Below are 9,827 nucleotides of genomic sequence, written 5' to 3'. Positions count from 1 at the left end.
GCGCGGTGCTGCTCGCGGCCGCGGCCGGCCGGCGGCTGATCGGCGGCCTGCACTACTTCCTGGAGTACGACGACCCGATGCGTTTCTGGGGCATCGAGGGCGGCCTGCTGATCGACGTGGCCGCCCGTACGGTGGCCTGGCTCGCGGTCGTGGTCGCCGTGCTGCTCACCGCCCGGCGTACGGCTTCGGCGCTGGCTGTCGTGGCCGTGCTGGTGGAGATCGCCGCCATCGCGGTGTGGCAGCCGGACCAGGAGTTCCGCGTGATCCAGATGTCCTGGGCCGTGGTCCTGGGTCTGCTGACGGTGGCGTTGCTGGTGCTGTCCCGGCACGGCCGTCCGGCCTTCGCCACTCTGGGCCGGCGCAGCGGCGCGATGATCACTGGTGGTCTGGCCCTGGCCGGGGTGAGCGCACTACTGCTGCCCTGGTGGCCGGTTCCGCCGCAGATCCTCGGACTGCTCACGGTGACCGACGCCATGCTCGTCACTGCCGGGGCACTGCTGCTGGCGGGGCTGCAGCGGGTCCCCGCCGGCACCCGGCGCCGGATCCTGGTGCTGGTCGCGGTCGTGTTCGCGGTGCCGATCGCGCAGAACCTGCTGGAGCGAGCGATCGGCATCCACCTCGCAGCGTCCGTGACACCCGGCATCGTGGTGGTCGATGTGCTGATGATGGCCGGCGTCCCCCTGCTGGCGTTCGCCCTCGGGGCCGCAGCCCTGCACCTGCGGGAGAACGTGAACGTCTCGATCTCGGTGACCCGGACAGGGTCGCCGTCCGTGTGAACGGGGCCGCCGCGTCGTGCCGGGATGGTCCGGGGTGGCGCGGCGGCGGTAGTGTCCCGGCGCGATGGAAACGTTGAGTACGCGCGGGCGGACGATCCGGGTCGCGGTGACGGTGGCCGGGCTGGTGCTGCTGCTCCTGGGCACCTTCTGGGGGCAGGACGACGACTTCCCGTTCGGGCCTTTCCGGATGTATTCCACCGCACCCGATCCGAACGCCGACGCGCCGGACACCCGGGTCGAGGGGGTCGACACCAGCGGGCGCACGGTGGTGCTGACCGAGGCCAACAGCGGGCTGCGCCGGGCCGAGATCGAGGGCCAGCAGCAGGCCTACATCGACGACCCGGCTCGGCTGCGGCGGATCGCCACGGCATACGAGGAGAAGAGCCCCGGGGCCGCGCCGCTGCGCACCGTACGGATCGTCATCCGCTGGGAGGGCATCGAGGACTCGCGGCCCACCGGCACCAGCCGGGACGAGATCATCGCCACCTGGAGTGCACCGTGAACCGGGTGACCCGCTGGCTGACCGAGCCGGTCCCGCTGGGCCGGGTCGCCGCGTTCCGCACGCTGATCTACCTCTTCGTCGCGGCCGATCTGGTGATCTTCACGCCCTGGGTCCGCCACCACGCCAGCACGCCCGGCGATCTGTACAAACCGCTGCTGGTCGGCCGGCTGCTGCACCTGCCCACCCCGACCCCGTTGCTGGTGCACGGCATCTTCTGGGTGCTGCTCGTGGTCGCGCTGGCCGCGGCCACCGGGCGGGCTCCCCGGCTGCTCGGCTGGACCGTCTTCGCGCTCTACTTCGAGTGGATGGTCATCGCGATGAGCTACGGCAAGGTCGACCACGACCGGGTCGGTCTGCTGGTCGCGCTGGCCGTGCTGCCGACGGTGGGGCGGGCCCGGCACGGCGACCCGCGCAGCACCGAGGCCGGCGGCTGGGCGTTGCGGGTCACCCAGATCGCGGTGGTGTGCACGTACTTCCTGGCGGCCTGGGCCAAGCTGCGTTTCGGCGGCATCGACTGGGTGACGAGCTCGGTGCTGGCCCGGGCCATCATCCGCCGCGGCACGGACCTGGCCGACCTGATCGCCGGTGTGCCGTACCTGCTGATCCTCGCGCAGTTCGGGATCGTGGCGTTCGAGCTGGCCAGCCCGGCGATCTTCTTCCTGCGGCCGCGGTGGCGGAACTACGCGGTGGCGTTCTTCTACTCGTTCCACGTGGTCACGTTCGCCACCATCACCATCTCGTTCGCCCCGCACCTCGCCGCGATCACCAGCTTCCTCGCGCTGGAGAAGGTCCGGCCCCTGACGTGGGCCCGAAGTTTCCTGAAGCGGAGCCGGGGACAAGTAAGGGGGCATGAGCGACCGGTGGTATGAGAAGGCCGTCATTTACTGCGCCGACATCGACACGTTCGCCGACTCCAACGGTGACGGGGTCGGCGACATCAAGGGCATGATCGGGCGGCTGGACTATCTGGCCCGCCTCGGCATCACCTGTCTGTGGCTGAACCCGGTCCACCCGACGCCGAACCGCGACGACGGCTACGACGTGGCCGACTTCTACAACGTCGACCCGCGCCTGGGTAGCCTCGGCGACTTCACCGAACTGGTGCACCAGGCCCGGGACCGGGGCATCCGGGTCATCATCGACCTGGTCGTGAACCACACCTCCGACCAGCACCCGTGGTTCCAGTCGGCGCGTTCGTCGCCGGACTCGCCGTACCGCGACTGGTACGTGTGGTCCGAGACCCAGCCCGAGGACCGGCACCAGGGCATGGTGTTCCCCGGTGAGCAGGCCGAGACGTGGACCTACGACCGCACCGCGAAGCTCTGGTTCTACCACCGGTTCTACAAGTTCCAGCCGGACCTCAACATCAAGAACCCCGAGGTCCGCGAGGAGATCAAGAAGATCTGCGCGTTCTGGCTGCAGCTGGGCGTCTCCGGGTTCCGGATGGACGCGGTGCCGTTCATCATCGAGGAGACCGAGCCGGGCAACCCGAACTCGCCCAAGGACATGGCGTTCCTCAGCGAGCTGCGCCAGCACGTGCAGTGGCGTCAGGGCGACGCCGTGCTGCTGGCCGAGGCCAACGTCGAGCCCGAGCAGCTCAAGGACTTCTTCGGCGACGGTGGCGGCTCGGCCAACCGGATCCACATGCTGTTCGACTTCATGCTCAACGGCCGGCTGATGCTCTCGCTGGCCCGGCGCAACCCGGAAGCGATCATCGACGCGCTGCGGGACACACCGCAGCTGCCGGTCGGCGGTCAGTGGGCCACCTTCCTGCGCAACCACGACGAGGTCGACCTCTCCCGGCTCACCGCCGAGCAGCGCACCGAGGTGTTCGCCCAGTTCGGCCCGGACGAGGACATGCAGCTCTACGGCCGGGGCATCCGCCGCCGGCTGGCCTCGATGCTGGGCGGCGACCGCCGGCGCATCGAGCTGGCCTACGCGCTGCAGTTCAGCCTGCGGGGCACGCCGGTGCTGCGCTACGGCGAGGAGCTCGGCATGGGTGACGACCTCACCCAGAAGGGGCGCGACGCGATCCGTACCCCGATGCAGTGGAACATGGCCGCCAACGGCGGCTTCTCCACCGCCAAGGCCGACCAGCTCGTGCGCCCGGTGATCACCGGCGGCGAGTACGGCTACGAGAAGGTCAACGCCACCCTGCAACGGCACGACCCGAAGTCGCTGCTGTCGTGGTTCGAGCGGATGATCCGGACCCTGCGGGAGGCGCCGGAGGTCGGCAGCGGGAGCTGCACCCACGTGGACGTGCCCGCTCCGGCCGGGCTGCTCGTGCACCGCGCGGACGACTCCACCGGCACCATGCTCTTCCTGCACAACCTGGCCGAGGAGGACGGCGTGGTGGACCTCAGCAGCCTGTACCCGGAGGCCGACTTCCCCAACGACGTGCTCGCCGACCAGGAGTATCCGGAGCCGGGCAAGTTCGACCAGCTCAAGGTCGCGGGTTACGGCTACCGCTGGATCCGGCTGTGCCGGAAGCCGTGACCGTAAATTTGCATCCTTGATGCAGAAAGATGACCCCACCAGGTAACCCGCGGGTAACAGCTGGGTTAGAGTCGGCCGACTGCGTAACAGATCAAGCGGGAGGCCAGCAATGACCCAGCCGAGTCGGGTAGCGATCGTGACCGGAGCCGCACGTGGCATCGGCGAGGCGACCGCGCGCAAGCTCGCCGCCGACGGCCTGTCCGTGGCGGTCGTCGACCTCGACGAAGGTGCCTGCGCGAACACGGTGACCGCGATCCACGACGCCGGCGGCACCGCCCTCGCCGTCGGCGCCGACGTCTCGGACGCCGTCCAGGTCGCCGCCGCCGTCGAGCGGGTCACCGCCGAGCTCGGCGCGCCCACCGTGCTGGTCAACAACGCCGGCGTGCTGCGCGACAACCTGTTGTTCAAGATGAGCGACGACGACTGGGAGACCGTGATGGCGGTCCACCTGCGCGGCGCGTTCCTGTTCAGCCGGGCCGTGCAGAAGCACATGGTCGACGCCCAGTGGGGTCGCATCGTCTGCCTGTCCAGCACGTCGGCGCTGGGCAACCGGGGTCAGGCCAACTACGCCGCGGCCAAGGCCGGCCTCCAGGGCTTCACCAAGACGCTGGCCATCGAGCTGGGTCGTTTCGGTGTCACGGCCAACGCGGTCGCGCCCGGCTTCATCGTGACCGACATGACCGCGGCCACCGCGGCCCGGGTCGGCGTCGACTTCGCGGACTTTCAGAAGGCGGCGATCGGTCAGATCCCGGTCGGCCGGGCGGGCCGTCCCGAAGACGTGGCGAACACCGTATCCTTCCTGGTCAGTGAAGGAGCGGGATTCGTCTCCGGCCAGGTGATCTACGTGGCCGGCGGTCCTCGCGACTAGCCGTCATGGCTTGATCCGGCGAGCTACACATGATGGAGCGGGCCGGACGGGTCGAAGGGTGGAGAAGCCGACAGTGAACCGACGGATGAGCTCTCGTAGTGTGTCGTTGACCAGCACGTTCCTGTTGCTGGCAGCAGGCGGCGTGGCTGCCTGCGACAACGGCAACGACTACCAGGACGAGGGTTTCTACTGCGCCGACGAGAACGGCGTCATCGTGGACGAGGACTACTGCGACGATGACAACAACAACGGCGGCGGTGGGGGCGGCTTCTTCATCTGGCACTCGTCGGGCTACCGCTCGGGTTACCCGGTCGGTTCACGGCTGCCCTCGGGTGGCAGCAAGTTCGCCTACAACGACAAGACCGCACGCTCCCGGTTCGGGCTGCCGTCGTCCGGCCGGATCAGCAACGGCACGGTCAAGACCAGTGTCGTCGGCAAGGGCGGCAGCGGCACGTCCGGCAAGTCCGGCAAGTCGGGCGGCTGAGCGTTGAAGCGGGTTCCCTACGGCCCGGTCCGCGACGGCTGGCGACTCACCAACTACAGCCTCGGCCTGACCTACAACGACACCGAGCTGCCGGACGGCACGATGATGTCGTACTGGCAGGAGGGGCCGTACTACGACTTCAGCCAAGCCGAGATCGAGGAGCTGGAAGCGGCGACGACCGCGCTCAACAGCATGTGCCTCGAGGCCGGCGACTGGATGGTCCAGCAGTGCCCCCGGCACACCGCGCAGGGCCGCCGTGACGGCTACTTCGCCTCGGTCTGCGGCCCGGAGACCTGCTTCCTGGCCAAGATCGGCATCCCGGAGTACACCCACGAGCAGATCATCCGCACGTGGTTCGACGGCGACGCCGAGACCTGGACGCACCAGGACAAGGACCCGGACGGCCGGATCCCGATGCAGACCCCGGACTACTCGCCGTCCGTCTACGGCCGCTTCGACCTCTGGTACAACGGCGCCGGCAGCGTCCCGCGCCTGCTCGAATACAACGCGCAGACGCCGACGTCGCTGGTCGAGGCCGCGGTCATCCAGTGGCACTGGGTGGACCAGACCGGCGTGACCCAGCACCCCTGGCGGCAGTGGAACTCCATCCACGACCGGCTGGTCGGCTGGGAGGCGGCCGACGGCGAGCCGGCCAACCCCGGCGCCTGGCGGCGCAACCTCGGCAAGCTGCGCGAGGCGCGCCCGTGGCTGCCGGAAAAACCCAAGATCTACTTCGCGTACGAGACCAGCGAGACGTCCGGTGAGGACCGGATGAACGTGGCCTACCTGATGGCGACCGCCGAGGAGGCCGGCTATCCGGTCGAGCTGATCGCGATGAGCCAGATCGGCTGGGACGTGGCCGGCGACCGGGTGCTCTTCGTGCCCGCCCCGGGCCAGGAGCACAAGGCGCAGCCGATCGACGTGATCTTCATGCTGTACCCGTGGGAGTGGTTCTGGAACGAGGAGGGCGGCAAGGCCTTCTTCCGCAACATGGCCGACCCCGCCAAGCGTGGCACGGTGTGGATCGAGCCTCCGTACAAGGCGGCGCTGCTGGGCAACAAGGCGCTGCTGCCGGTGCTGTGGAAGCTCTTCGGCGACGACCCGGAACGCGGTAAGTACCTGCTCCCGGCCTACTTCGCGGAGTCGTCGAAGGCGGCGACCCTTACCTCGTACGCGAAAAAGCCGGTCTGGGGTCGCGAGGGCGGCTCGGTCAAGCTGGTCCGCGACGGCGTCACCCTGGTCGACAACCCCACCGAGTACGGCAGCGACGGCCGTTTCGTGGTGCAGGAGCTGCTGGAGCTGCCGTCGTTCGACGGCCTCGAAGGCACCGTGCACCCGGTGATCGGCGCCTGGCTGATCGACGGCGAGCCGGCCGGCATGGGCATCCGTGAGGGCCTGGGCACCGACGGCCTGGTCACCCGGGACAACTGCAACTTCCTGCCGCACACCGTCGGCGCCGATTCCTGAATTTGTCTCGCAGCCCCTCAACGTTCCGGCTCCACCGGCGCGTTGAGGGGTTGTGACATTCGAGGAGTTCGTGGCGCTGCGGCTGGGCGCCCTGCTGCGCTACGCCACGGTCGTGACCTGGGATCCGCATCTCGCGGAGGACGTCACCCAGGAGGTCCTGGTCCGGGCGCAGCAGCGGTGGGGCCGGATCGGCGGGCTCGACTCGCCCGAGGCCTACGTCAAGCGCATGGTCGTCAACGAGTTCCTGTCGTGGCGGCGACGCCGGGCCGCGCGGCCGGTGAGCCGGGAGTCCCTGGAGGCCGCCGCCGGCAGCGTGCCCGACCACGGCACCTCGTGGGGTGAGCGCGACGCGATGTGGCGGCTGATCGCCACCTTGCCGGCCCGGCAACGCGCGGCCGTCGCGCTGCGCTTCTACGAGGACATGTCCTACGACGAGATCGCCGACGCCCTGGGCTGCCGCGCGGTCACCGCCCGTTCGCATGTCTCCCGCGCCCTGCTCGCGCTGCGGGAGCAGCTGCCGGCCGCGCCGATCCTGACCGGGGAGAAATGATGAGCCAGTCCCTCGAAGACCTCGTCCGCGCGGCGCAGCACGAGCAGGCCGAGCGAGCCGTCGATCCACAGCGGGTTCTCAACGCCCTGCCGCAGCGCCGGGCCCGGGTGGTCCGGCGTCGTCGCCTGGTGCTGGCCTTGGCGGCCGCGGGGGTCGTCGCGGTGCTGGCCCCGATGCTCGCTCTGCGCCCGGGACCGGCCCCGCAGCCGCCGAGTGTCACCCCGAGCCCGGTGCCCAGCGTGACCGGGCCCCAGAGCCGGTTCGTGCCCCTGGAGTTCAGCCCGGGCTGGCTGCCCGCGGGGTACGCGGAGTACCACCGCTCGATCCGGCCGGGGGAGGGCCTCATCCGGGTCTGGGGCTCAGCACCGCCACCGTCCCCGTTGCTGATCGACGATGTCCCGCGCCGGTTGTCGATGACCGTCGCCGCGGCCGCTGAGTCGGAGGTGACCCGGGACGAGAGCGACGAGACGGTCGAGATCAACGGCAGCAGCGGCGGCTATCGCACCGACGGGCCGCCCGGGGTGTACTGGCAGACCGGCGGCTTCACCATCGAGATCCGGGCTGATCAGCCGGGGATCACCAGGGACACCATGCTGCGCATCGCCCGTTCGGTGCGGCCCGATCCCACCGGAACGGAACTGCCCATGGTGGTCGGCATTCCGGCCGGGCAGATCAGCGTGGCCCAGAGCGTGACGGGTGTGTCGCCCGGCGAGTGGCTTGCCGTGACCGACCTCGGCGAGGAGGACCCCTTCGGCAGCGCAGTCGCCTCGGGCACCTCGGTCAGCGTCGGCACGGTGACCCCGGCGCCCGCGGGCGGCACCAGCCTGCGGGTCGGCGGCCGGCCCGCCCGTCACCTGTACGCGGAGACCCAGGGCGGCCACTACCTGGTCGTCGAGCTCGGCGGCGGACTGCGGCTGACCGTCCTCTCCGTGGACCTGGACCGGCCGGCGATGGTGGCGCTGGCCGAGGCGGCCGGTGCGCCGAACCCGACGGCCCTCACCTGGATCGGTCGCTGACCCGCCGGTCAGAACCGGCCCGCCGATCGGGGCCGGCCCGCCGATCGGGGCCGGCCGCTCAGAGCGGCCCGGTGATCAGGGCCGCCTGGTCAGGCCCGGCCGGGCCGGTTGCGCCACAGCCACCACAGGCCGATCAGCGGCAGCACCAGCGGCACGTAGCCGTAGCCGCTGCCGAAGCGCGACCAGACGGTGGCGTCCGGGAACGCCTCCTGGTCGAGCACGCTGAGGGTGCCGACCACCAGGACGCCCACCAGCTCGATCGAGCAGCTGGTCAGGGCGATCAGGCGGCCCCGGGTGCCACCGACGGCGAGGCCGATGGTGGCCGCGATGTAGACCAGCGCGGCGAACGCCGACAGCAGGAACGCCAGCGGCGCCTCGGAGAACTTCGTGGCGATCTGCACGCCGGCCCGGGCGCCCGCGGAGACCGCGAAGATGCCGTACACCAGCAGCAGCACCCGGCCGGCGCCGGTGCCCAGGGCCGCATCCCGCGGCCTGGTGTGGGTCGGTGTCGGCTCAGCCACCGGTGGCCTCCGCGATCTGCTGCAACCGCAGCACGAGAACCGGCAGCACCAGGCAGGCGACGCCGAGGATGAGGGTGCCCCAGCGGGTCGGCTCGAGCCGGGCCAGATAGAAACCGACCGGGGCGAACGCGACGGTGGTGATCAGGTAGCCGATGAAGGTGGTCGTCTCGCCCGGCCGGTCACCGCTGATGAGCCCGACGACGGCCACCACGACGAGCACCGCGACCAGAGCGCTGAGACCGAGCATGGCCCACAGGTCGGTGTTGCTGGGGGCGCGGTTGAGCGCCGAGCGGATCAGATACCAGATCCCCAGCAGGAGGGCCACGACGATGGTCGCGGTCGACAGCGGGCCGTTCATCACCGGCCCAGCGTACTGATCAGCGGCAGCGTGTTAGCTTTCGGCCGGGTGTGATCTCCAGCGGGAAGGCGGCACGAGGATGCGGTTCGGACTTTTCGGTACGGGACCGTGGGCCCACCAGGCGCACGCCCCGGCGCTGGCGGCGCACCCGGACGTCGAGTTCGTGGGTGTCTGGGGCCGGGACCCGGCCAAGGCGGCCGCGCTGGCCGCGGAGCACGGCGCGCAGCCCTACGCGGAGATCGACGCCCTGATCGCCGACGTGGACGCGATCGCCGTCGCGCTGCCCCCGGACGTGCAGGCCGACATCGCCCTGCGCGCCGCCAAGGCAGGCAAGCATCTGCTGCTGGACAAGCCGATCGCCTTCACCACCGAGGCCGCCGCCGAGATCGTCGCGGCCGCCGCCGAGCAGCAGGTCGCCGGGGTCGTCTTCTTCACCCGGCGCTTCATGCCGCAGATCCAGCAGTTCATCGACCAGGTCCGCGAGGCCGGCGGCTGGCTGGAGGCGCGGATCGACCACCTCGGCTCGATCTTCCAGCCCGGCAACCCGTTCGGGGCGTCGGTGTGGCGCAAGGAGAGCGGCGGCCTGTGGGACGTCGGCCCGCACGCGGTCGCTTTGATCCTGCCCGTGCTGGGCCCGGTCGCGCAGGTCACCGCGCTGGCCGGCGACCGCGACATGACCCACGTGCTGCTGCGGCACACCGGCGGCGCGATCAGCACGCTGACGCTGTCCGTCGACGCCCCGGCCGCCCTGGAACGCGAGGACGCGGCGTTCTTCGGGTCGGCAGCCCG

12 protein-coding genes are annotated in these 9,827 nt (G+C 70.6%); 10 read left to right on the top strand and 2 right to left on the bottom strand.

Features of this window, described 5'->3' with window-relative positions:
* From AB0C29_RS19375 to AB0C29_RS19335, 9 genes are all read left to right on the top strand, one after another.
* On the top strand, positions 1-776 hold a 776-nt coding region (locus tag AB0C29_RS19375), incomplete at its 5' end, for a hypothetical protein (protein WP_360821925.1).
* A 64-nt stretch (positions 777-840) separates the two neighbouring features.
* Positions 841-1,278, top strand: a complete 438-nt coding sequence (locus AB0C29_RS19370; RefSeq protein ID WP_360821923.1) for a hypothetical protein — start codon at positions 841-843, stop codon at positions 1,276-1,278.
* Entirely contained in the window at positions 1,275-2,147 is an 873-nt protein-coding gene (locus AB0C29_RS19365; RefSeq protein ID WP_360821921.1) for an MFS transporter permease, read from the top strand. The genes AB0C29_RS19370 and AB0C29_RS19365 overlap by 4 nt, the downstream gene beginning before the upstream one ends.
* A complete protein-coding gene (locus AB0C29_RS19360) occupies positions 2,128-3,774 on the top strand; it encodes an alpha-amylase family protein (RefSeq protein WP_360821919.1) in 1,647 nt (548 codons plus the stop codon). The genes AB0C29_RS19365 and AB0C29_RS19360 overlap by 20 nt, the downstream gene beginning before the upstream one ends.
* A gap of 109 nt (positions 3,775-3,883) precedes the next feature.
* A complete protein-coding gene (gene fabG / locus AB0C29_RS19355) occupies positions 3,884-4,642 on the top strand; it encodes a 3-oxoacyl-ACP reductase FabG (protein WP_360550397.1) in 759 nt (252 codons plus the stop codon).
* Positions 4,643-4,727: 85 nt separating this feature from the next.
* A complete protein-coding gene (locus AB0C29_RS19350) occupies positions 4,728-5,126 on the top strand; it encodes a hypothetical protein (protein WP_360821917.1) in 399 nt (132 codons plus the stop codon).
* A gap of 3 nt (positions 5,127-5,129) precedes the next feature.
* Positions 5,130-6,593: a glutathionylspermidine synthase family protein gene (locus tag AB0C29_RS19345; RefSeq protein WP_360821915.1), complete on the top strand. Its 1,464-nt coding sequence runs from the start codon at positions 5,130-5,132 to the stop codon at positions 6,591-6,593.
* A gap of 52 nt (positions 6,594-6,645) precedes the next feature.
* Entirely contained in the window at positions 6,646-7,143 is a 498-nt protein-coding gene (locus tag AB0C29_RS19340; protein ID WP_360821913.1) for a SigE family RNA polymerase sigma factor, read from the top strand.
* Positions 7,143-8,159, top strand: a complete 1,017-nt coding sequence (locus AB0C29_RS19335; RefSeq protein ID WP_360821911.1) for a hypothetical protein — start codon at positions 7,143-7,145, stop codon at positions 8,157-8,159. The genes AB0C29_RS19340 and AB0C29_RS19335 overlap by 1 nt, the downstream gene beginning before the upstream one ends.
* A gap of 89 nt (positions 8,160-8,248) precedes the next feature.
* Here AB0C29_RS19335 and AB0C29_RS19330 read toward each other — a convergent pair whose 3' ends face one another.
* Both AB0C29_RS19330 and AB0C29_RS19325 read right to left on the bottom strand, forming a co-directional pair.
* Positions 8,249-8,680: a hypothetical protein gene (locus AB0C29_RS19330; protein WP_360821909.1), complete on the bottom strand. Its 432-nt coding sequence runs from the start codon at positions 8,678-8,680 to the stop codon at positions 8,249-8,251.
* On the bottom strand, positions 8,673-9,038 hold the full coding sequence (locus AB0C29_RS19325; RefSeq protein ID WP_360821927.1) for a hypothetical protein: 366 nt from the start codon (positions 9,036-9,038) through the stop codon (positions 8,673-8,675). The genes AB0C29_RS19330 and AB0C29_RS19325 overlap by 8 nt, the downstream gene beginning before the upstream one ends.
* Before the next feature lie 79 nt (positions 9,039-9,117).
* Between AB0C29_RS19325 and AB0C29_RS19320 the strand changes: the two genes are divergently transcribed.
* Positions 9,118-9,827 (top strand): Gfo/Idh/MocA family oxidoreductase (locus AB0C29_RS19320; protein WP_360821908.1); only part of this gene is annotated, 710 nt, incomplete at its 3' end.

The organism is Actinoplanes sp. NPDC048791 (genome assembly GCF_040650095.1).
Taxonomy (GTDB): domain Bacteria; phylum Actinomycetota; class Actinomycetes; order Mycobacteriales; family Micromonosporaceae; genus Actinoplanes.
The sequence above is the reverse complement of the archived record's forward strand: the minus strand, read 5'-3'. Positions and strand labels throughout refer to the sequence as shown.

Excerpts from the sequence above, each read along its gene's own strand:
- AB0C29_RS19350 (WP_360821917.1), top strand. The coding sequence starts at position 4,728 with ATGAGCTCTCGTAGTGTGTCGTTGACCAGCACGTTCCTGTTGCTGGCA.
- fabG (WP_360550397.1), top strand. The coding sequence starts at position 3,884 with ATGACCCAGCCGAGTCGGGTAGCGATCGTGACCGGAGCCGCACGTGGC.
- AB0C29_RS19360 (WP_360821919.1), top strand. The coding sequence starts at position 2,128 with ATGAGCGACCGGTGGTATGAGAAGGCCGTCATTTACTGCGCCGACATC.
- AB0C29_RS19325 (WP_360821927.1), bottom strand. The coding sequence starts at position 9,038 with ATGAACGGCCCGCTGTCGACCGCGACCATCGTCGTGGCCCTCCTGCTG.
- AB0C29_RS19370 (WP_360821923.1), top strand. The coding sequence starts at position 841 with ATGGAAACGTTGAGTACGCGCGGGCGGACGATCCGGGTCGCGGTGACG.
- AB0C29_RS19335 (WP_360821911.1), top strand. The coding sequence starts at position 7,143 with ATGAGCCAGTCCCTCGAAGACCTCGTCCGCGCGGCGCAGCACGAGCAG.